We start from the raw sequence: 23309 nt of genomic DNA, 5'->3' as shown, positions 1-23309 counted from the left end.
GCCCTCATGCGCAGCTTCGAGGCTGCCGCGCGCCACGAAAGCTATACCATGGCAGCAGAGGAGCTTGGTGTGACGCAGGGCGCGGTTAGCCGCCAGGTGCGTGAACTTGAGGCTGCGCTGGGGGTGACGCTGTTTCGCCGGGTCGGGCGTGCCGTTCGCTTGTCGAAAGCGGGTCGCGCTTTGTTTGAAGAACTTGCAGGCGACCTAGAGCGGCTGAACGGTACGATCAATCGTGCGATCGCGGCCGGTGACGGTGCGTCGTTGCTGACCTTGGCGGTCCTGCCCACCTTTGCTACACGGTGGCTGGTGCCAAGACTGCCGGATTTCAAGCACCTGCATCCGGGGATCGAACTGGATTTGCATTCCTACACAACACCGTTCAGCCTGGAAGAGCGGCGCGTGGACCTTGCCATTCACTTTGGCCACGAAGACTGGCCCGGTGCGCGGCTACGCAAGCTGTTCCCGGAAAAACTTGTCGTGGCAGCCGCGCCCGTGTTGTTGGGCGACCAACGGCCTTTCGAGGAACAGCATGTGTTCGATCTGCCGCTGTTGCATCTGACCTCACGGCCCGGGCTATGGTCCGAGTATCATGCCAGCCTTGGGCTTGACGCCAGAGCGGTTTTTCCAGGGATGCGCTTTGATCAGTTCTCGATGCTGATCGAAGGCGCAGTTGCAGGGCTTGGGGCTGCGATTTTGCCGTCCTACCTGATCGAGGCCGAGTTGGCGTCGGGCGCGCTGGTCCAGACCGGGCAATTGGTGAATGCCTCGGGCAGCGCATATTTCATTGCAACGCCGACCGGGCAGAGGAACGAAGCCGTACAAGCATTTGCGGACTGGATCATCCGGCAAACGAAAAGGCATTTGTAAGGGTGCGGGCGCGACAGAAGGGTTACAGCATCCGGATGCCCTGCATGGTCTGGATGATTGCCAGATCCTGCTCGTAAAGCTCTGTAAATGCGTCAACGATGTCTGCGTTCCAGCCGGGCAGATCAAGTTCTTCTTCGACCTCATCGGGCCGGGCATAGTCCTCCAAAACCCGCGCAAGGTCTTCGCGTTGAGCGTCCTTGTCGAGGCCGACGCCGCCCCGCACGATGTCCAGAACATGCTGTTGACCGGTTTCAGTCAGAAGCGACGACAGCAACGCATATTCATCCACCAGAGGAGCGTCACCGGGCAGGCCCGCCATTGCGCGCGTGATATCCCCCAGAATCAGTGGCAAATGTTCGTTCTTCCACAAAGTGAGCTGCACCTGAGGTGCAAGATCGCGCAGATCTTCGATCATACTCAACCAGCTCAGGCAACTCAGATCGGTGCTGGTCAGAATCTCCTGCCGGTGATCTTCATGGATCGACATAAGGACCTTGGGTATGAAAAAACCGGGGTTCACCAGACCGACAAATATTTCGACCTGAGCATCGTCCAGCAAGGTCTGCACATAGGCTGTCCGCTGCCCGGCAAAAGGGTAAATCTGTCCATGTTGCAGGGCAGAGCGTGTTGGGCCAAAGAACTTGTCGTTCGAGAGGATGACACGATCAACATTTGGATCATCCGGAAGAAGGGCGTGCAGCCCGTCCTGTGTTTCTGCATCAGACAAATCCTGAGCAAGGGCATCAGACAGAACCTTGACAAACTGACGTCCGCCGCGTGGCCCCAAGATCGCAGCACGGCAATCCGCCAAGGCCTGCTTGTTTGCCGAGAGCGAGGACAGCACTTGCCCTTCATCGGCAAAGGCGGCCCCGGCATGGATTACTACCTGCATCTTTAGTCCTTTTACCCTCAGGGGCTGTGTCCATCCCATTCTATGTCTTTGCGTCGCATGAAAATCTGCAACGAACCAACCGTGCGGTTTCTGCACTTTCTCAGGAAAACGGGCAATCCCCAAGTGCGAGTTAAAAATGAGGGTTGCAGTCCTCTGTCGGACGAAGTAATCGACTGCCAGTGCCCCTATAGCTCAGCTGGTAGAGCAACTGATTTGTAATCAGTAGGTCCGCGGTTCGAGTCCGTGTGGGGGCACCACCAATTCATTGAAATTTATAACGTCCCGACCTGACACTGAGGCTTTACGTGCCTCCGTCCGAGTTGGGCGGAACCGTCCTTTACCGTTGTTCCCCGGAGTAGCCATGTATAGGGCATCTCAATCGGGAAATAGGGGAACTCAGGTCTAACTCGCTGGACAGTAACAAAAAACAAATCCGAAACAGGGTTGGGACATGAAAGTGGCTCTGGTACAGAAATGAGAGACTCAGGTTTTGGGTAATCAGATTCACACAATATGGTAATGTCGGGAGCTATGTACGCTTGCGCAGCGACAAATTTTTGTTCCCCGATAGAACGGGAAAAGGATCGGTATTGAAAACACGTTCCCCGGGAGGGGCACCGTCAGTCGATCCGATGCATCGGACCTGGCGATGTGTCGGACCACGCCAAAGCCTGAGGATGTGATCGGGGTGCCGTTGCGCGCAGGTGACTTCCTTCGGGGCTGCCCGCTAATTTTCCTGATCTGGCAGGTCAAAGCACATTGTTATCATCTCGTTGTGCTTGTAAGGACGTTGCACTGTCCGAAAGGGCCGCGCCATGCGGGCGTGATGGAATGGTAGACATATCAGACTTAAAATCTGAAGGGCGTATGCCCGTGTGGGTTCGAGTCCCACCGCCCGCACCAGGCACTTTCGAAAGGAACATTCCGCTGCCCGGGTTGCGTGTCTTCGGGACCGCAAATGCTGTGAAGCGCAGCCTACGTCGTCATGGCGTCATATTCATGACCAGGACTATACCGGATACCCCAATTCCCGGATCAGCCTCCAGATGTCCTTGTTCGCGGCTGACAACTGATTGACGACTGTCTCGATTTCGCGAAGCGCATCATCATCTACCGTATCCGAGCGTCCCAGTCTGATATCGGTCTTACGGTCAGAAATCCGCATCAGAATTGTTTTCGGGTTTCCGCTTTCCTGATCGAATGAATAGATGCAGTGGTTATACTTGTTTCGAATGCCTGAAAGCTTGCTGAGCCGTTGCGTGCGTTCGAGGATCGGGTCACGAACCTGCGCGGGTCTTCCCTCCATCTTGGCAAGCCGTTCGACCAGATCAATACGCGCGCGGGTTGTGTTCAAGGTCAGGAAAATAATGACGGCCACGTCTTTCGACGTTCCGGAAAGGCCCGCGATCAGGTGGATCAGCAGGCTTTCGGTGTTGGTCCACATATAGTTCAGCCTGCCAACCAGAAGGATCAGGCGATCGAACCGGGCTTCGAACGTGTCAGTCAAGGGCGGATTGCTGCGCCTCGTGCGGCGCAACCTCGTAATAGAAATGTGCGGCAGCGGTGCGGTTGCTGACACCGATCTTACCAACCACGTTGTGCATATGCAGCTTGACCGTATGTTCCGTAATTCCCAACTTGGTCGCAATCAACTTGTTGCTTTTGCCCTGCGAGACAAGTTGCAGGACCTGCTTTTCGCGACGCGTCAGCTTCAGGTACCGCGACAGCTGGTCGCCACCATTTGTGGCACTTGTCACGGGTCGGTCCGGGATGTCCCGAGTGTGCTGGCCTGGAAAGGCGACGCAATCGGCAAGGAAACTGGGCAGGTACAATTCTTCATGCATCAGCAGCCTGAGGATGGCACGCCAAGCATCGGGCGCCACATTCATCGGCAGAAATCCAATTTCGCCGAACTGCGCGCGATCCCAGGATTCAAACATATGCCGGGCTGATTCTTCTTTGCGATAAGCAAAGGCAAGACAGCCGGATCCGGTACTTTTGGTATAGGCCATTGGGCGCGCCAGCAGGTCTTCAAGCATCATCTGATCAACAACAACGATCTTGCTGCAACCGGGCGCTTGGCTGCTCATGGCTTCGAGGGTTTCAAACCGTCGGGCGCGAACTCCGAATTCAGTTTGAACGCTTCTTAGGGTCTGATTGGAGTAGAATAATTCTTTTCCAATAAAGACAACCGAAAAATCTTCTGAATAAAGATCCTGATTGGCAGTTTCTTCTATCAATGACACACTCATCACATTCCCTCGCAAACAGGGTCAACCAAAAATCTCTTTTTTGAATTCTGGCGGTCTAAAATAGTTAACTAATCAAATAGGTAATTAACTTCTATTATACTCGAAAGCATGGTTTTCCACAACCAGGAGGAGTTCCTCCAGAGCCCGTTCCATAGAACTTTCGGTTAGGTTTCCGCTTGGTTTTTTGTGCAACCAGCGGAAACAATTGAATTATTTTGTTGCTATTTTTTGTGGGTGGGTCATGCGGGGCAGGCGAGCGAAAACCCAGGTGTGTTCCAAAAGTAAATAATAAAAACAACACTGTAACTACTTCAAAACTTTCGACTAGCTAGGCGTGGGCGTGCGTCGCTGCGAACATGGCTGGGCTTCAATTGTCGAAGCGCCTGTCCCTATCGCGCCGGTCATTGCGTATTTCAGCAGCCTTCATGATCCGCCGCGCTTTCGGCTTAGCCGGGAAAGGAGGTGGCCATTTAGAAACTTCCACAGACCGCTTTCAGCGCGTTCATGCGCTGCGCGGATATTTTTGTTTCAATCTCGCCTGATGCCGCTTTTTAGATGAATGGCGGTCTGGCGTTCCAGAAATAGGAATTTGTCATGAGACGTAATGTGAATAATACAAACGTAACGACCGTCGACGAAATTAATGTCGAGAATCTGGAAGCTCCGGTAAATGTTGAAATCCCGATTGATGAGGCGTTTGTCGAAGCTGATCTGACTGCACAACAGCAGCAACAGGACCAGACTGTCGAAAACTCCAACGATCAGGGCCAGGACCAAAATCAAGGCCAGGATCAGGGTCAGGAACAAGGCCAGGACCAAGGCCAAGATCAGGGCCAGGATCAGGATCAAGGTCAGGATCAGGACCAGACGCTCAATGCCGGAGATAACACCAACGACAATTCAAACAGCAACGCGATCAATATCGACTTTGGTGGCGGAGAGTGGATTCCGCGCGATGATGATCAGGTTGATCTGGACTTCGGAGATAACGCGTCGGTTGGCGACGTAATCACCGCAGGCCGTGATCTGAACTATGATCCCGGCGATGACATGAATGTCGATATCTCAATGGATGGTGCCGGAACCGCAATGGCGTCCGTCAACAGTCAGGTCGCCAGTCTGAGCGATGACGACACGCTGGAATCGGCGTCAGTTTCGAACAATTCCGGTTTCTATCAGAATGGTAGCGCCTATGGCGGTACCGCCAACGCTGAAGAAGGTATCGGCGTCAAGTCCAGCGGTGGAGATTCGGGCGACGGTGGTACCAGCTATGGTGGTTCGGCAGACTCGACCACGCTGGGCAGCCATGCGTTTGGTGCCGGTGGCGATACCGGCAGCGCCGACGCGGATTCGAGTGGCGGCGCAGGCGGTGATACCGGTGACGCAAATAACGCCAGCATTGGTGTCGGCCTGTCCGGCGCAGGGGCTGACGGTGACAGCACTGGCGGCGACGGCGGCGACGCTGACAGTTCGTCTTCTGCTGACAACGACGGCAGCTCAAGCGTTGACGGTGACGGAACCGGTGGTAACGGCGGAAGCGCAGATTCGTTTGGTCTGGGACTGGGCCTTGGTCTGTCTGGCTCGAATGCCTCGGGTAGCGCCGATGGCGGCGACAGCGATTCCGACTCGAGCGGCACAGGCTTTGGTCTGGCCGGCAATGACGTAGACGCCGAAGGATCAGACGGCGGTGACGGCAGCGCTTCGACGGACGGTTCGTCGTCGAATTCCAGTGACAGCACTACCGAAGCCAATGATGCGACCGCGGGCAGCAACGCTGCAGAGGGCAGCGCTGACAGTGGCGCGGACAGCTCGGCCGACGGCACTGGCGGACCTGGTACCGGCGGTGAAGGCACGGGCGGCGAAGGAACCGGTGGTGAAGGATCCGGTGGCGACGGCACGGGCGGTGACGGAACCGGCGGTGACGGCGAAGGCGGATTTGCTGCGATGGTCGAAGCTGCAATCATGGCCCTGCAGGAAGAGCTTGGCATGATTGATGCCGAAGCGGGCGAAGGTGGTGACGGAACTGGCGGTGACGGAACCGGTGGCGACGGTTCGGGCGGCGATGGCTCTGGTGGCGATGGCTCAGGCGGTGACGGTTCGGGCGGCGATGGTTCCGGTGGAACCGCTGACGCGGATTCAGATGCGCAGGGTGTTGGCGACCAGTCCGCAAGCGGGCCTGACATCAACCAAAGCCCAGGTGACGTGAACGGTGCGTCCAGCAATTCGCAGAACACGGATGGCAGCGGTGGTAATGGCGGATCCAATTCGGCCAACGGCACAGCGGACGCAGCGGGTTCTGGTACGTCTGCAGCAGACGGTGACGGCGGAGCAGGCGGCACAACGACGCCCACATCCACGTCTTCGGGCAACGGTGCCGGATCTGCCGATGCAGCCAATACCGCCGGTGATGGCGGAGCGGCGGATGTATTCGGTGATGCCGATACAAACGGAGCCGCCGACAGCCTGGCTGAAGCAATCGCCGGATACGGTGGTTCGGGCATGTCCGATAACGATGCCACATCGACTGGGTCGGGCGATGCGACCGGTGCGGCCAGCTCGGGTGCCGGTGGTGCCGGCGGCGCGTCCGCCGCAAATGGCGGAGCCAGCGGATACTCGACCGGCACAGCCATGTCCGGTGACACCATGGGTGGAACCATCACGGGCGGCAGCGCGGCCGGTGCCTATTCAGGTGACGGTGGCGCAGGTGGCAACGGTGGCAGCTGGGGCTCGAACAACGGTGGCGATGGCATCGTGAGCGGTGAGTCCTATGCCTCGGCAGCGGCTGTTGTCGACACCTCGGCCTTTAACCAGTCGATCGTCATGGGGGCCAACGTGCTTGGCAACTCGGTCGATACGACCATGGTCGGTGGCTCGATGACCTCGTCCTACGCAAGCGACGACAACGACGCATAAGTCATAAGGCGAGGCCCGCATTATCGGGCCTCGCTATTTTCGAAATTGCCGGGGCCGCGTGCAGTGGCCCCGGCCCAACTGAACCCAAAGCGGAAATTCTGGCCGGTGCGGGTGAAAAAGGATGACCGACATGGCCCTTGACGCAATTACGGAAACGATAGCGCATTTTGTTGGAACATTTGAACTTACGATCGAACAGGCCCGGCTGCGGGACCAGTATGACGAATTCACCGCCCTGAGGCGAAAAGCCGAAATTGACGGGCTGGACGATCCTGCCGCAATCCACATCAGGGCCGATCTTGATATCCCTGTGGGCGAATACAAACTCCTCCCATACAATTTTGCCCCACCTCAACCTAACCTGCCGCTACCAGACGCGCCGAAGGGGCCTGTACATGAATCGGTGATTATCCTTGGTGGAGATGGGCCGGTTTCCGAGCGTTTTGTCCCGGACGACACGATTGGACCGTCATCCGTTCCTACACTTGTCATTCTGCAGCCGGAAAACGTGCCGTTGGGGTCGGCGGTAAGTTACACCACGCAAAAGGTTTTCCTGCGTGACAACGATACGGTGGGCGAGGGTGAATTTCGCGACACGGATGCGCTGATCGCGAAAGGTGAGCAGATGCTGGACACGGCGTTGTCACTCCATGCCGTGGCAAGCCCGTCATTTTCACTCGCGGATTACCAGTCAATCGAGATGGTCGAGGCACTGGCCGAACAGATGTTGAACCCGATGAACGGGGATGTGGATGGCGTCACCGTGTATCAGTTCCATGGCAATGATGCCTTGGGTGTGATCGTCAATGGCGAGCACATGGCCGAAGCACCTGAATGGACCGACCTGCTGCCCGCTTTCCATCAGCCGGATGAGGCGACTGGCGATGAAGCGGAAACGCCGTGGCCTGCCGAATGGGATCAGTCCAAGGATCCCGATTTTGACGACGGGCATCTGGTGGTGACCGGTGGCAATCTGGCGATAAATGCAGTGTCTGCGACAATTGGTTGGGTGGATGCTCCGTACATTGTTGTAGGCGGGCAGGCCATCAATCTGACGGTCATCAGTCAGGTCGCGCTTGTTTCCGACTGGGACGTGGGTGCCATGAATGCCGGAAGCGGTACCAACCTGGTTCAGTCTTCGGTGATCGAAGTCGAAGGCAAAGAGGCCGCCTGGCTGGACGATGCCGACGGAACAGGCGGCCAGCCCGCATATGTTGTTGTGGACTGGGTTCACGGCGATCTGGTGGTCGCGAATTTCATCAGCCAGAGTATTGATGCCACCGATATCGATCACATTCAGACCGAAATTTCAGCCACATCCACGCTTTACGTGCTGGGCGACAACGAAATGTACAATGTCGCCGACATTGTGCAGTTGGGCAGCTACTACGATCTGATCATGATCGGCGGAAACATGATTTCAGTCGATGTGCTGATTCAGTCCATGGCCCTTATGGATGACGATATCATCAGCGGTGGAGTACCCGCGTCGATAATGGACGGTGATGAAAACCTGCTCATGAACGACGCGTCGGTCAAAACGATCGGCAAGGACATTCACCAGGATATGCAACAGAATATGGCGGACGCGCTGGCCATACAGGAAATGGACATGGAGGCGTTGGAAGACGCGCTTCTGAATGATCCGATGTTCGCCGGGATGGAACAGTTGCGCGTCCTCAAGATCGACGGCGATCTTATGCAGGTGAACATCGTCAACCAGGTCACGATGATGCTGGATCAGGATGACATTGACCTGTCGGGCCCGAATGCTGCCGGGGCCGAAGTTGTCGCGGGCAGCAATGCCATGCTGAACACTGCCCATCTGACCAAGATGGGTGTGGACTCGACAGTCATGGCAGCTGACGGGTCGTACTCCGATCTGTTGCTGCATCAGGCCAGCCTGATCGACATGCCGGACAACGACGAGATTACCGCGATGACCAATGAGGCAATTGCCGCCATCATGGGTGACATGACCGTCGCGCAACCGGATGCGGCCCTGGCACTGAATACCCCAGCTGTTGATGCAACTACACCTGACGACGGCCTGCAAACCATGCTGGCCTGATCCCCCCAAGATTTTACCGAGTGACCAAAAGGTTTCTACATGTCGTTTGTTTTTTCGTCGCACCGCCATCCTTTATCCAGCCCGCTGGACAGGCAAGGCGGGTTGGGTCTGAAGCGTCAGGATCCCGAATCAGGGGCAGATCCTGCACAACGGGCCACAGGTGCCAAAACCCGACTGCATCTGACGCAGGAGTTCCGAGTGCCTGAACCAGATCAAAACCGGCCGGTTGAAAACGATGCGTTGAAACAGGCCAAAGACCAGAAACACTCATGTGAACTACCGCGCGCTGAACCTCCCCATCGGTGTGCGGCGCCGCAGCCCGTGCAAGACAAGGACATTGCGGGCGGTGGTGACGGGGTGGCTGATGCTGACGGCCCGGATCATGCAACCGCAGACGAAACGACAGCGCGCAAGACCCCCTCTGCGCGCGCGTCCGGCGCGGATCACATGGGCGCAACGATCGAGGCCAAGGCAAACCAGCCACTGTTGCGGACAAAAGCCGGCGGCGGTGACGGGAACGGGCCACCCCAAACCTTTCACAAGCGCACCCCGCCCGAGGATTTCCAGCGCACATTGCGGGATTCGATCCGGGCGATCCGGCGTAACCTGGCATTTGTTCTGGTGCTGACCTGCGCCACCAATATTCTGATCCTGTCGATCCCGATCTACCTGTTTCAGATCAGTGACAGGGTTCTGACCAGCCGATCCTTGGATACGCTGATCATGTTGACGGCGATCGTCGCCGGGGCCGTGATTTTTCAGTCTGCTTTTGATGCGGTGCGGCGGTTTACGCTGATGCGAACCGGCGTCGAGGTTGCCGTTCGTTTGGGTGCACCGGTGCTTAGTGCTGCTGCGCACGCGTCGTTGCATGGAAACGGGCGCGAATATCAGACGCTCGGCGATTTGCAGCAGCTGCGCGGTTTTCTGGTCTCGGGAACTTTGATTTCGTTTCTGGACGTGCCATTCGCGCCCCTGTTCATTCTGATGATCTTTCTCGTGCACCCGCAACTGGGCATGATCGTCGTGGTGACGGCGCTGATCCTGATGACGATTGCGCTGGTCAACCAGAAAATGACAGCCAAACCCTTTGCCGAGGCAAACAGGGCGCAATCCATGGCAAACCTGCATCTGGATTCCATGTCGCGCAACAGCCAGATTATCAACGCCTTGGCCATGATCCCCGAAGCAGTGCGGATCTGGGGGCGGGACACCGCCCAATCCCTAACCTGGCAGGTACGCGCGCAGGATCGAAACGTGATCTTCGCGGCGATTTCACGCGCAGTTCGCCTGCTGACACAGATTGGCATTCTCGGATGGGGCGCATTTCTGGCACTGCAGGGAGAGATTACCGGCGGCATGGTGATTGCGGCCTCGATCATTGCCGGGCGCGCCTTTGCGCCCATCGAAGGTTCGATTGAAGGGTGGAACAGTTACCTTCTGACGCGCGCGGCCTATGGGCGGATCAAGGCGCTGCTGTCAACCTCGGCTCTGCAACACGAGAAGTTGCGCCTGCCGCGCCCCGAAGGCCGGTTGGATGTAGAGCGGTTGCTTTATGTCCCCGGCGGAACCAAACGTGTGGTTCTGAATGGGATTACCTTCTCACTCATCCCCGGTGAAACACTGGCGATTATCGGCAATTCCGGTGCGGGCAAAACCACCTTAGGCAAGACCCTTGTCGGGTCCGTTCTGCCAACGTCGGGAAGTGTGCGGCTGGACCTGATGGATATCCGCAACTGGGACCCGCGCCAGTTTGGCGAAAGCATTGGTTATCTGCCACAGGATGTGCAGTTGTTCCCCGGAACCATCAAGGACAATATCGGCCGGATGCGAGCCGATGCCACGGACGAACAGATCCACGACGCCGCTGTACTGGCTGATGTACACAACATGATCGCGACCCTGCCGCAGGGGTATGAGACCGTGGTGGCCGCTGATGGATCGCCTTTATCGGGAGGACAGAAACAACGCATTGCGCTGGCGCGGGCTTTTTTTGGGAACCCGCGAATGGTGGTATTGGACGAGCCGAACTCGAACCTTGACGTCGCCGGGGACAAAGCCTTAGGGCGCGCCATTGAACAGGCGCGTGAAAGCAAGATCACCGTGGTCGTCATTACGCAGAAACCGACGCTGCTGAACGTGGTCGACAAGATCATGTTGCTGACCGATGGGCGCGTCGCATTGTTTGGGCAGCGTGAGCAGGTTCTTCAGCAGATCAACGGGCCGCGCAAACGGACTGGAATTGAAGGGCAACAGGGGGGCTGACCATGAATGACCTCGTACCAGTAAGGCACTCTGCCGGTGAACCAGACGTCTGGTATGCGGAAGTTCCGCGCTCGATCAACCGTTTTATTGTCATCGGTACTATTATGCTGGTCGTCTGTTTCGGCGGTTTCGGCGTATGGTCTTTCAGCGCCCCGCTGGCGGCGGCGGTCATTGCGCAGGGCAGTTTTGTCGCCACTGGACGCAACAAGATCGTCCAGCACCTTGAGGGCGGGATCATCGAAGACATCAAGGTTGTTGAGGGGCAATCGGTTCAGGCAGGTCAGGTGCTGATGACGCTGGATCAGACCTCGGCCCAGGCCAATGAGCGAGAGCTGTTCATCCGCAAACTGCGCTTGCAGGCGATGACCGAGCGGTTGCTGGCGGAATATGGGGAACGGGATCGTCTGGTCTTTACACCAGATCTGGTCGAGGCCTCCAAAGACGTGGAAGTCATGGCCATTCTCGACGGTCAAATGCTCAGCTTTGATGTGTCGCGCAAGACCTTGCTGAATGATGTAGCGCTATTGGAACGCAACATGGAAGCGTTGAAGATCCGGGCAAGTGGCTTTGAGGCCCAATTGGACAGCATGGCCACACGTGCCGAAATTTTGCAGGAGGAATACGAGTCCAAGAACCAGCTTTTCCAGAAAGGGCTGGTTCGAAAGGGCGAATTGAACACGATCCGGCGTGTGCAGGCCGAAGCCGAGGGACAGCAGGCCCGGTTGCGGGCGGAGGCCGCTGAAATCAATCAGATGCTTTTAAAGTACCAGGAACAGATTACACGCACCCGATCCGCCTATCGCGAGGCAGCATTGGATGAACTGGGCGTGGTCGAGGCCGATCTGGAAAGCGTGCGCGAAAAATCCCGTCAGGCCCGCAATGTTCTGGACCGGGCCGTGGTGCGGGCCCCTGTGACCGGGACAGTGGTTCGCCTGCATTATCATACGCCAGGTGGCGTAATCGAAACGGGCGAACCCATTGCCGAAATCCTGCCCGCCGATGCGCCCTTGATTATTGAGGCGCAAATCCCACGCACCGAGATTGATAGTGTGGTAACCGGGCAGACCGCCTCTGTCCGCCTGATCGCGCTCAATCAGCGCACAACGCCGGTTTTGTACGGAGAAGTCTTTTATGTCTCTGCCGACGCGCTGCTTGAAGAGGCGGCAGGCGTTCCAAAAGAGGTATATCTGGCGCGTATCTCACTTACCCCAGACGAGCTGCACCGGGTCAGCGGCTTTGTTCCGACCCCCGGCATGCCTGCGGAAATTATGATCCAAACCGAGGAACGAACTTTTGCGGCTTATATCGCCAAACCTGTGTCGGACAGCATGTCGCGTGCGTTTCGCGAGCAATAACCTAGGTGCCTAAGGCCGCTGGTTCATCTACCTCGAGTCGCGTTCTGATCCTTTTGGGAAAAGCGTGAAAGTGAGGGTGTGTACCTTTGACGGAGCAAGACTTGGGTTTTCACACGCTCCACATCCTTGGCGGGTTGGCGGATCGGCTCAACGGTGGTTGCGAAATCACAGGTTCATGAAGCGCCAGATTTCCGCATCTGATGCAAATCAATGCAAAACACATTCGAATCGAGACATGTTTGGCCGGAAGTCATCATAAGGAACACCCGACCATGTTTCGCCTTGCCGCCATGCTGTATTCACTGATCGCCACTGCCATTTCAGGTTCTGCCGTAATCGCTGTGCTGTCTGCGGGATTGGTTTCCGTCAGCGCAATTGTCGGCGCAGCAGTTGCCGGGGCGGTGATCGCTGCTCCGGCATCGTGGATGGTGGCCCGGCGCTTGTACCGGGGCACCTGATCAGGCGTTCAGGAACGTCCGAACCGCTGCTTCGAATTCACGTGGTTTTTCGGCGTGCAGCCAATGCCCGGCTCCGGGTATTTTGGCGAAACGCGCGCCGGAAAACAGCGAGCGGATTTCAGGGCGGTGTTCCGGCAGGACATAATCCGATGCCGCGCCCGACAGGAACAGGGCGGGGCCATTCCATGTGGCGTCCAACTTGGGGAAGCCCATGATCTTTGGCATCTCGGCTGCAAGAACATCCAGATTAAGCAGCCACCGTTTTCCCTTGATATCCAGCGATTGGGTGAAAAAGCTTTGCAACGCTTTCTCAACACCTTGATCGGCCAATTGCATTTCCGCATCCGACCGGCGGGTGATGCGCGAAAAATCAACAGCCCGCATGGCCTCGATGAACCGGATTTGGCTGTGCGCGTATTGAACCGGCGCGATGTCGGCGACCACCAGCTTGTTCACCAACCCATTGTGCCGCAGGGCCAGGGTCATGGCAGCCTTTCCGCCCATGGAATGTCCAAGAACATCCGCCACGCCGCCGATCTGTTCTATGACTTCGGCGATATCCTGTGCCAGATGGGGATAATCATGGCTCGGGTCCCACATGCTGTAAGCATGGTTGCGCATGTCCACCGCCACAACCTGCCGTTCGTCTGAAAGCCTTTTGGCAATGACGCCCCAATTCCGAGCAGATCCGTAAAGGCCGTGTGCTATTACCAGCGGTGGGCGGGCGGTCGGTTCGCCATGTACAATCGTGTTCAGCATAGCTTGCGTGATACAAGCGCCTACAGCGGATCACCAGCCCCATTGTAGGTCTTTGTGGTGCAGGCTAGATTGCGGCGGCAGGAGAGAGCCCATGCCTCAGGACCCAGACATTCAGACCCGGATCGCCGAGACGGTGGCCTTGCTGCGTGCAAAGCTTGGCGTGCGCGACAAGACGCTAGAGGCATCCATTCGCAAGGCAAAACGACGTCTGCCGCGCCGGGTGTACCGGCAGGCCATGGTGCTTGCCCGATCCGAGGCGATGGCGTCGCACCCGAAGATGCGGTTGATTCTGGATACTCCCAAGCTCGTCAGGGCGTCGGACGTGGTGCAGGATCATCTGGGAAGCATCAATCTTGCGGATCGCAGGTGGGGCTGGTTCCTTGGTTTGCTGGGGGGGCTGGCTTTCAATCTGTTGGCTCTGACAGCGCTACTGCTTGTTTTTCTGTGGTGGCGCGATTTGATCTGACTTTCAGAAGGCTGCCAAGCCGACGCTTAGCCTGATCTCCTTTTGTCAAAGCGGCTGCTCAAACAACAAAAAACGGCGCCTCAAGAGCGCCGTTTTCTTTTCTTTTTAAACGCTTACAGGTTCGGGTAGATAGGGAAGCGGTTGCAGAGGTCTGCGACCTGGGCGCGGACGCGGGCTTCGACTTCGGCGTTGCCGTCTTCGCCGTTGGCGGCCAGGCCGTCGACCACTTCGATGATCCAGTCGGCGATCTGGCGGAACTCGGCCTCGCCAAAGCCGCGGGTGGTGCCGGCGGGGCTGCCAAGGCGGATGCCCGACGTGATGGTCGGCTTTTCCGGGTCAAACGGCACGCCGTTCTTGTTGCAGGTGATATGCGCCCGGCCCAGGGCCTTTTCGGTGGCGTTGCCCTTGACGCCCTTGGGGCGCAGGTCGACCAGAACCACATGGGTGTCTGTGCCGTGGGTCACGGTGTCGAGCCCGCCCTTGATCAGCTGATCGCTGAGCGCCTGCGCATTGGTCACGACCTGCTGGATATAGCTTTTGAACTCGGGGCGCAGCGCCTCGCCAAAGGCCACCGCCTTGGCCGCGATCACATGCATCAGCGGGCCGCCCTGAATGCCGGGGAAGATCGCCGAATTCACTTTCTTAGCGATATCTTCATCATTGGTCAGGATCATGCCCCCACGTGGGCCGCGCAGGGTCTTGTGTGTGGTGGTGGTCGCCACATGCGCGTAGGGGAACGGGCTGGGATGCTCGCCTGCCGCGACCAGACCGGCGAAATGCGCCATGTCCACGTGCAGATAGGCGCCGACCATGTCGGCGATCTGACGCATGCGGGCAAAGTCGATCTGACGCGGGATGGCCGAACCGCCCGCGATGATCAGCTTGGGGTTATGCTCTTTCGCCAGCGCCTCGACCTGATCATAGTCCAGCATGTTGTCCTGCTGGCGCACGCCGTATTGCACGGCGTTGAACCACTTGCCCGACTGGTTGGGCCGTGCGCCGTGGGTCAGGTGGCCACCGGCATCCAGGCTCATGCCCAGAATGGTGTCGCCGGGCTGGATCAGCGCCTGGAACACCCCCTGGTTGGCCTGGCTGCCCGAGTTCGGCTGCACATTGGCAAAGCCACAGCCAAACAGCTGCTTGGCGCGGTCGATGGCCAGATTCTCGGCGATGTCAACAAACTCGCAGCCCCCGTAATAGCGCCGGCCCGGGTAGCCTTCGGCATATTTGTTGGTCATCACCGAACCCTGCGCCTCCATCACGGCGGCAGAGACGATGTTCTCGGACGCAATCAGCTCGATCTCGTCGCGCTGACGACCCAGCTCAGACCGGATCGAGCCAAAAAGCTCAGGATCGCGGTCCGACAAGGACTGGGTGAAAAATCCGGTGTCACGAAGATTGGCGTTCATTGGCGCTCCACATGGCTGGGTATTAATCTTGCGGATTTCCTATCGGAAACGCCACATTCGCAAAAGGCTTAAAGCGACGATTTGGCCTGCTGCGGCGTCAAGACTGGCCTATTGGGGAAAGGTATGTTTGTTTCGGAACCAAATGTGCAACACCGGAAACCACAAAACATGAAAAAGAGAATCGCCTTTCTCGCCAGTGAGGTCAAAGTGGCGCAAACGGCGCGCGACATCCTGGTGGCCAAACATGGTAACGTGGCACCTCGGGACGCAGATATTGTGGTTGCATTAGGTGGGGACGGCTTCATGTTGCACACCCTGCACAACATGCAGCGTCTTGATACTCCGGTCTACGGGATGAATCGCGGCACGATCGGCTTTCTGATGAATGAGTATCACGAAGACGACCTGATGGCGCGGCTGGAGGATGCCGAGGAAGAGGTTATCAACCCGTTGGCCATGCAGGCGATGGATCAATCTGGAAAACTGCACGAGGCGCTGGCGATCAACGAAGTGTCATTGCTGCGTGCCGGTCCTCAGGCAGCAAGGCTCAAGATCAGCGTAGACGGCCGGGTGCGCATGGCCGAACTGGTCTGTGACGGGGCGTTGCTTGCCACGCCTGCGGGATCGACCGCCTACAACTATTCCGCGCATGGGCCGATTGTTCCGATTGGCGCTGACGTTCTGGCCCTGACACCCATCGCGGCGTTTCGCCCACGGCGGTGGCGCGGTGCCTTATTGCCGAAAATGGCGAAAGTCAGGTTCGATGTGGTCGAAGCTGACAAGCGCCCGGTCATCGTGGCCGCCGATTCCGTTTCTTTCCCGGATATAGACTGGGTCGAGATCAGGTCGGAACCAGCCATTGCGCACCGTATCCTTTTCGATCCCGGCCATGGGTTGGAAGAACGCCTAATATCCGAACAATTCACATAAAATTAGGATTCCCCAAATTTTTCTCACGCCTGTGTGAAGCAGTTCACAGGAATTCCCTTAACGATTGGCTAATGTGAACTTGCCCGGAGAACGCGCCAAGGTGGGAGTGAGTGGCCACCTGAACGGTGTTTTCGAATGGTTGCGCAGATTTTGCGCTGGCGAGGGTGGGTGGTGCTACGCTCGTCATCAGAAATCCGGGCTTATTTTAGCAGTTGGACCCCGGGCACAATGACCCGGGGTCTATTTTTGCTACATATGATCCCAAAGCGGCAAACACATCTGTCCCACGCGGGCTTCTATCGCGGCGGCGGCATCCACGGCCAGATCCTCGCGCCAGCGCTGTGCCGCGATCTGTACGTTGATAGGTTGAGGCCCTTTGGGAAGATTGGCCAGCCGCGATGGAACGCAAGCTGCTGGCAGTCCTAGAAAGTTCATCGCATAGGAATAGACAGCGCATCCCAAAACATCATGCACGCCTTCCGCGCCTTCGGTGTCCCGGTCAGGTTTGAAAAATGGCTGTGGCAGGAAAGGGGACAAAACCAGCGGGTAGTCCTGCATAAACAGGGACCATTCGCGTGCATAATGGCTACGCTTGGCCAGCATCCGAACCAATTCTGTTTCAACGATGGGCGGGAACTCCTGAAAGTAGACGTCAAAGATGTCGCGGATGGTTCTGGAACCAGCGGCTTCAATGTCAGATTTCATCAGGGTCAGCACTTCGCCCATCAAGGTCCGATACCCGATCCGGCCACATTCAAAGACATCGGGCGGATCGACCTCTTCAACGATGTACCCTGCATCGACCAGCGCATCGCGCGCAGTGTCGAGGGCTTTTTCGACCTCGGGGTGCAGAGCATAGCCGAAGGTGTTCTTGGTGAATGCCACCTTGATCGGCTGGTCAAAACTCTCGCCGTGCCAGGGCATTGGAACGTGGAATGGGTCCCGCGCATCGGTGGCGATCAGGCTGGGCATGGACAGGTGCAGATCCGCAGCCGACCGGGTGATCAGGCCCTGAACCGACATTGACTGCGCTAGCAATCCCCGTTCGGCCTTCTGACTTGGGTTCCACGCGGGAACGCGTCCCAACCCCGGTTTGACCGTCACGGCACCGATGGCGGCAGCCGGAAAGCGCAGGCTGCCGCCAATATCGTTGCCATGGGCCAGAGCACCGACACCCGCCATCACGGCGGCAGCAGCGCCACCGGATGATCCCCCAGGTGAAATGTGCCGTCCCCACGGGTTGAACGTGCGCCCATGCAGGGGGTTGTCGGTGTCGGCCCTGAAGGAAAACTCGGGCGTATTCGTTCGCCCGATCACAATGGCCCCCGCTTTTTGCAAGTTGCTGACCACCGGCGCGTCATCCGGTGCAATCACATCCTTCAGCGCAATGACACCGTTGGTGGTCGCGTGGCCTTTTTGATCGACATTCACCTTGATTGTTACCGGAACTCCATGCAGCGGGCCGGTCGGCTGACCACGCTCCCGTGCAGCATCTAGCGACTGCGCGCGTTCCAGGGCCTCGGTGCGCAAATCTTCTACGACTGCGTTCAGCGCGGGGTTCACCGCGTCCATGCGATCAATCGAGGCCTGAACCGCCTCGGTTGCACTCAGATCGCCGCGTCGGGTCAGGGTGGTCAGCTCTGTGGCGCTGAGACGCCAGATATTGGTATGTGTCATGGGCCCTCACTGTCTTACAGCGACAGTAGGGGCCCAGATTCAGGTTGCAAGGGCGGACATGGTATGGGCGGCCGATGCCGCCCGATGGTTACTTTGCGTAACCAATTGTCTGCAACGCCACCTTGATCTCATCAAGGATGGCAGGATCGTCAATTGTTGCAGGCATTTTGTAATCTTGACTGTCTGCAATCGACACCATCGTGCCGCGCAGGATCTTACCGGAACGGGTCTTGGGTAACCTGTCGACAACAACAGCCAGTTTGAAGGCGGCCACCGGCCCGATCTTTTCCCGAACCATTTTGACGACTTCCTGAACCACATCGCCATGATCCCGTGTGGCACCAGCATTCAGGCACAGGAAGCCGACCGGCATCTGCCCCTTCAGTTGGTCCGAAACACCGATTACCGCGCATTCTGCCACATCGGGGTGGGCGGCCAACACTTCTTCCATCCCACCCGTCGACAGGCGATGGCCCGCCACGTTGATGACGTCATCGGTGCGCGCCATGATGTAGAGGTACCCGTCTTCGTCAATCATCCCGGCATCGCCGGTTTCGTAATATCCGGGGAAGTGTTCGAGATAAGATTTCTTGAACCGTGCCTCGGCATTCCACAGTGTTGGCAAGGTGCCTGGGGGCAGGGGCAATTTAACCGCGATGGCACCCAGTTCACCGGCCTTCATCGGGTGACCGCCTTCATCCAGAATTTGCACGTCATAACCCGGCATCGGTTTTGCGGGCGAGCCCAGCTTGACCGGAAGCTCTTCGATACCCAGCGGGTTTCCGGCTATGGCCCAGCCGGTTTCGGTTTGCCACCAATGGTCGATCACTGGAACCTTCAGTGCGTTTTGTGCCCAGATAATTGTGTCAGGGTCGGCGCGTTCGCCTGCCAGATAGAGGGCCTGTAGATGAGACAGATCGTATTTGGCGATCAATTCGCCTTTTGGGTCTTCTCGTTTGACGGCGCGGATGGCTGTAGGTGCGGTGAAGAAGCTTTTGACCTTATGTTCCGAGATCACGCGCCAGAAGGTGCCCGCGTCCGGTGTGCCGACCGGTTTGCCTTCGAACACAATTGTGGTGTTTCCATGGATCAGGGGCGCGTAGCAGATATAGGAGTGTCCCACGACCCAGCCCACATCGGAGGCTGCCCAGAATACGTCACCCGGATCGACGTTGTAGATATTCTTCATCGTCCAGTTCAGTGCCACAAGGTGTCCGGCAGTGGGGCGCACGACCCCTTTGGGCGCTCCGGTTGTGCCAGAGGTGTACAGGATATAAGCCGGGTCATTGCCATCAACCGGTACGCATTCAGCTGGTTCGACACCGTATTGGAAGCCATGCCAGTTGAAGTCGCGCCCTTCAATCAACTGAGCGACTTCTTGTTCCCGCTGGAAGATCACACAAAAATCAGGCTTATGGTTAGCCAGGTCGATCGCGCCGTCAAGCAGGGGCTTATAGTGAACCACGCGGCCCGGCTCCATCCCGCAGGACGCGGCGATGATTGCTTTGGGTTTGGCGTCGTCGATGCGCACAGCCAGTTCGTTGCTGGCAAACCCGCCGAACACGACTGAATGCACGGCGCCGAGGCGGGCGCAGGCAAGCATTGCCTCAAGCGCTTCGGGGATCATCGGCATGTAGATAATGACACGGTCACCTTTCTCGACACCCTTTGCGCGAAGCGCGCCGGCCAGAGTGGCCACGCGGTTGCGAAGCTCGACATAGGATATCTCGCGCTTGGTGTGGGTGATGGGGCTGTCATAGATGATGGCGGTTTGTTCACCGCGCCCGTTTTCCACATGACGGTCCACGGCATTCCAACAGGTATTGACCCGCGCGTCGCTGAACCATTCGTACAAGGGCGCATTGTCGTCGAACAGTGCCTTGCTGGGGGCCTTGACCCAATCGATCCCTTTTGCGGCGTTCATCCAGAACGCTTCGGGGTCAGTCTTCCAGCTGTCATAAACGTCCTGATACGCCATCTCGTCCTCCTCACAACGGCCTGGACATTGTGTTAGGTTGCAGAAAACATCCGGGCAAGCGCGACGCATGACGACGCGTCAGTTTATCGCAAAAAATTTGCAGATCAGCGGAATATGACTTGCAAATTTTTGCAAAATCGCAGGTGTAGCAGAGTTTTCATCGCCGCAGTGCGAAGATTTGCAAAGTTGCAAACTTTTACATGCAAATCTTGGGCTCCTCCGGGAATCATCTCAACCAGCCGTTTTGGCGTAACGTGGCAGCTTGTCCTGAAGGTTCAGCCAGGGCAGGTGATCGGCGTGGAACACGTGAAACTGTGGTGGCAGGGTTTCCGGTTCGTCCAGCGTTGCGGTGTATAGATGTATGTTCACGCAATCGCGCGCTGTGCGATAGGCCATCTGGGTTCCGCAGTTGCCGCAAAAAAGACGTTCGACCCCTTCAGATGAACGATAGATCTTTGGTGCCTGACCCAGCCATCTGACTGCTTCATGCGGCAGCCCGAAAAAAGCCGTGACCGGCGCGGCGCAGTTTCGCCTGCAATCTGAACAGTGGCAATAACAGCTCCACGCGACTTGGGCATCGCTTTCCCAATGCACGGCGTTGCAGTGGCAATGTCCTTTCATGCGCTTCCCCCCTGTTGACAGGGGCGCCAGCAAGGCTGCCCCCGGTTAACCGTAATGCGCCACGGGTGTTCCTGCAATCGCCGCCATGTTCAGCAGACCGCGCGCGGTGATGGATGGAGTAACAATATGGGCCTTGTTGCCCATTCCCATCAGGATCGGGCCAACTTCAATCCCGTCCGCCTTCATCTTCAGAATATTGCGCACGCCGCTGGCCGCATCTGCGTGGGCGAATATCAGAACGTTTGCCGCCCCCTCCAATCGCGACGCCGGGAAGATGCGCGCCCGCAGGTCTGCATCCAAAGCCGCATCTACGTTCATTTCGCCTTCGTAGACAAAATCGCGCGGCTGCCGATCAAGGATTTCCAGCGCCGCCCGCAGCCGTTTGCCTGATCCTTCAGCCTGATTGCCAAATTGCGACTGCGAACAGAAGGCGATCTTGGGCTCGATCCCGAACCGGCGAACATGTCGCGCAGCACCAATGGTGGTTTCTGCCAGTTCTTCCGGCGACGGCAATTGCCGGACATGCGTGTCGGCAATGAACAGGGGGCCATCTTCCAGGATCATCAGGGACAAGGCACCATGCGGGCGCAGTTTGTTGTCGTCCAACACCTGTTCGACATAATTCAGGTGCCAGCGGAATTCACCAAATGTGCCGCAGATCATGCTGTCCGCTTCGCCACGATGCACCATGATCGCGCCAATGGCCGTTGTGTTGGTGCGCATGATCGCTTTGGCCAGATCCGGTGTAACACCGCGGCGCTGCATGATCTGGTGGTAGGAAGTCCAATAATCGTAATAGCGCGGGTCGTTTTCCGGGTTGACGATCTGACAGTCCTTGCCCGGACGAATGGTCAGCCCCAGCTTTTCACACCGGGTTTCGATCACATCGGGTCGCCCGATCAGAATTGGCGTTTCCGTCGTCTCTTCGAGAATGGCCTGCGCGGCTCTCAGAACCCTTTCATCTTCACCTTCGGCAAAAACGATGCGACGGGATGCGACGGCCGCAGCCTCGAACACAGGACGCATCAGAAGGGCAGACTTGAAAACAGTCTGGTTGAGCTTTTCCTTATAGGCTTCAAAGTCGTCGATAGGGCGTTTTGCAACACCGCTTTCCATGGCGGCTTTGGCGACCGCCGATGACACCACGCCCACAAGACGCGGGTCAAATGGTTTTGGGATCAGGTAATCCGGGCCAAAGGTCAGTTGCTCGCCCTTATAGGCAGCCGCGGCTTCGGCGCTTGTGGTTGCGCGCGCCATCTCAGCGATACCATCCACGCAGGCAATCTGCATCGCGTCGTTGATCTCGGTCGCTCCGACGTCCAATGCACCCCGGAAGATAAACGGAAAACACAACACGTTGTTGACTTGATTGGGAAAATCGCTTCGACCCGTGGCGATGATTGCGTCTGGCGCAACTGCGCGCGCGTCCTCTGGCAGGATTTCCGGCGTCGGGTTGGCCAGGGCGAAGATAATCGGGCGGCTGGCCATTTTCCGGACCATATCAGGCTTCAGAACATTTGGTCCGCTGAGACCTAAAAACAGGTCAGCCCCACCGATCACATCGTCCAGCGTCCGCAAGTTCGACTTCTGCTCGAACTGTGACTTGTGCGGGTTCATGTCCTCGGCCCGTCCTTCGTAGACAAGCCCGTGAATGTCGCACAGCCAAATGTTTTCACGTTTCACGCCCAGCTTGACGAGCATGGTCAGGCACGCGATCCCGGCGGCCCCGCCACCGGTTGACACGACCTTGATGTCCTCAAAAGACTTTCCGGCCACATGTAGCGCATTCTTGGCCGCAGCCCCGACCACAATGGCAGTTCCGTGCTGGTCATCATGGAAAACCGGGATGTTCATACGTTCACGGCAGAGCTTTTCGACGATGAAGCAATCGGGGGCCTTGATGTCTTCAAGGTTAATGGCGCCAAATGTCGGTTCAAGGGCACAGACGATATTCGCCAGCTTTTCGGGATCGGGCTGATCGACCTCGATATCAAAACAGTCAATGCCCGCGAACTTTTTGAACAGAACAGCCTTGCCTTCCATAACCGGCTTCGACGCGAGAGCCCCGATATTCCCCAGGCCGAGCACGGCGGTGCCGTTTGACACCACAGCAACAAGGTTACCGCGCGCGGTGTACCGCTCGGCATTGGCTGCATCGGCCTTGATTTCAAGACTTGCCTCCGCCACGCCGGGCGAATAGGCGCGGGCCAGATCGCGACCGTTGGCCATAGGTTTGGTGGCCTTGATCTCAAGCTTTCCGGGTTTGGGAAATTCATGATATTCGAGCGCAGCTTGTCGCAGGCTGGGGGTGTCAGACATCGGCGATTCAGCTCCCATTGAGAATTTGATTTAGCCTTAAACTATTTATTTGAACTTGGCTACGCTACGTAACTCTGCCG

General features: G+C 57.5%; 17 protein-coding genes and 2 tRNA genes. 10 read left to right on the top strand and 9 right to left on the bottom strand.

Annotation, left to right across the window (positions count from 1 at the left end):
• Positions 1 to 6 precede the first annotated feature (6 nt).
• The gene (locus ACR3FC_RS04280; protein ID WP_480473568.1) at positions 7 to 867 is read left to right on the top strand and encodes a LysR substrate-binding domain-containing protein; all 861 of its coding nucleotides are present in this window, start codon (positions 7 to 9) and stop codon (positions 865 to 867) included.
• 22 nt (positions 868 to 889) lie between these two features.
• Here ACR3FC_RS04280 and ACR3FC_RS04275 read toward each other — a convergent pair whose 3' ends face one another.
• Positions 890 to 1759, bottom strand: a complete 870-nt coding sequence (locus ACR3FC_RS04275) for a hypothetical protein (RefSeq protein ID WP_480473567.1) — start codon at positions 1757 to 1759, stop codon at positions 890 to 892.
• A gap of 181 nt (positions 1760 to 1940) precedes the next feature.
• Here ACR3FC_RS04275 and ACR3FC_RS04270 point away from each other — a divergent pair.
• A tRNA-Thr gene (locus ACR3FC_RS04270) sits at positions 1941 to 2016 on the top strand.
• A gap of 560 nt (positions 2017 to 2576) precedes the next feature.
• A tRNA-Leu gene (locus ACR3FC_RS04265) sits at positions 2577 to 2662 on the top strand.
• A 106-nt stretch (positions 2663 to 2768) separates the two neighbouring features.
• Here the strand turns inward: ACR3FC_RS04265 and ACR3FC_RS04260 are convergent.
• Positions 2769 to 3266 (bottom strand): hypothetical protein, encoded by a 498-nt coding sequence (locus ACR3FC_RS04260; protein WP_480473566.1) that lies wholly within the window; start codon positions 3264 to 3266, stop codon positions 2769 to 2771.
• The gene (locus tag ACR3FC_RS04255; protein ID WP_480473564.1) at positions 3259 to 3849 is read right to left on the bottom strand and encodes a helix-turn-helix transcriptional regulator; all 591 of its coding nucleotides are present in this window, start codon (positions 3847 to 3849) and stop codon (positions 3259 to 3261) included. Before ACR3FC_RS04255 ends, ACR3FC_RS04260 begins: the two co-directional genes overlap by 8 nt.
• A gap of 756 nt (positions 3850 to 4605) precedes the next feature.
• On the opposite strand from ACR3FC_RS04255, the gene ACR3FC_RS04250 reads away from it, so the two are divergent.
• The 5 genes from ACR3FC_RS04250 to ACR3FC_RS04230 all read left to right on the top strand — a co-directional run bounded on the left by ACR3FC_RS04250 (position 4606) and on the right by ACR3FC_RS04230 (position 13070).
• Positions 4606 to 6924, top strand: coding sequence for a hypothetical protein (locus ACR3FC_RS04250; protein ID WP_480473563.1), 2319 nt, complete (start codon positions 4606 to 4608; stop codon positions 6922 to 6924).
• Positions 6925 to 7054: 130 nt separating this feature from the next.
• Complete coding sequence (locus tag ACR3FC_RS04245; RefSeq protein ID WP_480473562.1) at positions 7055 to 8995, top strand: type I secretion protein; 1941 nt, start codon at positions 7055 to 7057, stop codon at positions 8993 to 8995.
• Positions 8996 to 9034: 39 nt separating this feature from the next.
• Entirely contained in the window at positions 9035 to 11257 is a 2223-nt protein-coding gene (locus tag ACR3FC_RS04240) for a type I secretion system permease/ATPase (protein WP_480473561.1), read from the top strand.
• A gap of 2 nt (positions 11258 to 11259) precedes the next feature.
• Complete coding sequence (locus ACR3FC_RS04235) at positions 11260 to 12612, top strand: HlyD family type I secretion periplasmic adaptor subunit (RefSeq protein ID WP_480473560.1); 1353 nt, start codon at positions 11260 to 11262, stop codon at positions 12610 to 12612.
• A 272-nt stretch (positions 12613 to 12884) separates the two neighbouring features.
• Positions 12885 to 13070 carry a hypothetical protein gene (locus ACR3FC_RS04230; RefSeq protein ID WP_267368020.1) on the top strand — a complete coding sequence of 62 codons (186 nt, stop codon included), beginning with the start codon at positions 12885 to 12887 and terminating at the stop codon, positions 13068 to 13070.
• Here ACR3FC_RS04230 and ACR3FC_RS04225 read toward each other — a convergent pair whose 3' ends face one another.
• Positions 13071 to 13829 (bottom strand): alpha/beta fold hydrolase, encoded by a 759-nt coding sequence (locus ACR3FC_RS04225; protein WP_480473558.1) that lies wholly within the window; start codon positions 13827 to 13829, stop codon positions 13071 to 13073.
• A 91-nt stretch (positions 13830 to 13920) separates the two neighbouring features.
• Between ACR3FC_RS04225 and ACR3FC_RS04220 the strand changes: the two genes are divergently transcribed.
• A complete protein-coding gene (locus tag ACR3FC_RS04220) occupies positions 13921 to 14295 on the top strand; it encodes a hypothetical protein (RefSeq protein WP_209507997.1) in 375 nt (124 codons plus the stop codon).
• Positions 14296 to 14408: 113 nt separating this feature from the next.
• Here the strand turns inward: ACR3FC_RS04220 and glyA are convergent, their stop codons facing one another.
• A complete protein-coding gene (gene glyA / locus ACR3FC_RS04215; RefSeq protein WP_480473557.1) occupies positions 14409 to 15704 on the bottom strand; it encodes a serine hydroxymethyltransferase in 1296 nt (431 codons plus the stop codon).
• Between the two features lie 123 nt (positions 15705 to 15827).
• Between glyA and ACR3FC_RS04210 the strand changes: the two genes are divergently transcribed.
• Positions 15828 to 16634: an NAD kinase gene (locus ACR3FC_RS04210; protein WP_480473556.1), complete on the top strand. Its 807-nt coding sequence runs from the start codon at positions 15828 to 15830 to the stop codon at positions 16632 to 16634.
• Between the two features lie 249 nt (positions 16635 to 16883).
• Here ACR3FC_RS04210 and ACR3FC_RS04205 read toward each other — a convergent pair whose 3' ends face one another.
• The 4 genes from ACR3FC_RS04205 to ACR3FC_RS04190 all read right to left on the bottom strand — a co-directional run bounded on the left by ACR3FC_RS04205 (position 16884) and on the right by ACR3FC_RS04190 (position 23229).
• The gene (locus tag ACR3FC_RS04205; protein WP_480473555.1) at positions 16884 to 18311 is read right to left on the bottom strand and encodes an amidase family protein; all 1428 of its coding nucleotides are present in this window, start codon (positions 18309 to 18311) and stop codon (positions 16884 to 16886) included.
• Between the two features lie 88 nt (positions 18312 to 18399).
• On the bottom strand, positions 18400 to 20289 hold the full coding sequence (gene prpE, locus ACR3FC_RS04200; RefSeq protein ID WP_480473554.1) for a propionate-CoA ligase PrpE: 1890 nt from the start codon (positions 20287 to 20289) through the stop codon (positions 18400 to 18402).
• 231 nt (positions 20290 to 20520) lie between these two features.
• Positions 20521 to 20910: a GFA family protein gene (locus ACR3FC_RS04195; RefSeq protein WP_480473553.1), complete on the bottom strand. Its 390-nt coding sequence runs from the start codon at positions 20908 to 20910 to the stop codon at positions 20521 to 20523.
• 45 nt (positions 20911 to 20955) lie between these two features.
• Positions 20956 to 23229, bottom strand: a complete 2274-nt coding sequence (locus tag ACR3FC_RS04190; protein WP_480473552.1) for an NADP-dependent malic enzyme — start codon at positions 23227 to 23229, stop codon at positions 20956 to 20958.
• Positions 23230 to 23309 lie beyond the last annotated feature (80 nt).

It is taken from the genome of Ruegeria sp. AF3 (assembly GCF_056536285.1).
This window is presented reverse-complemented; position numbering and strand designations above follow the sequence as displayed.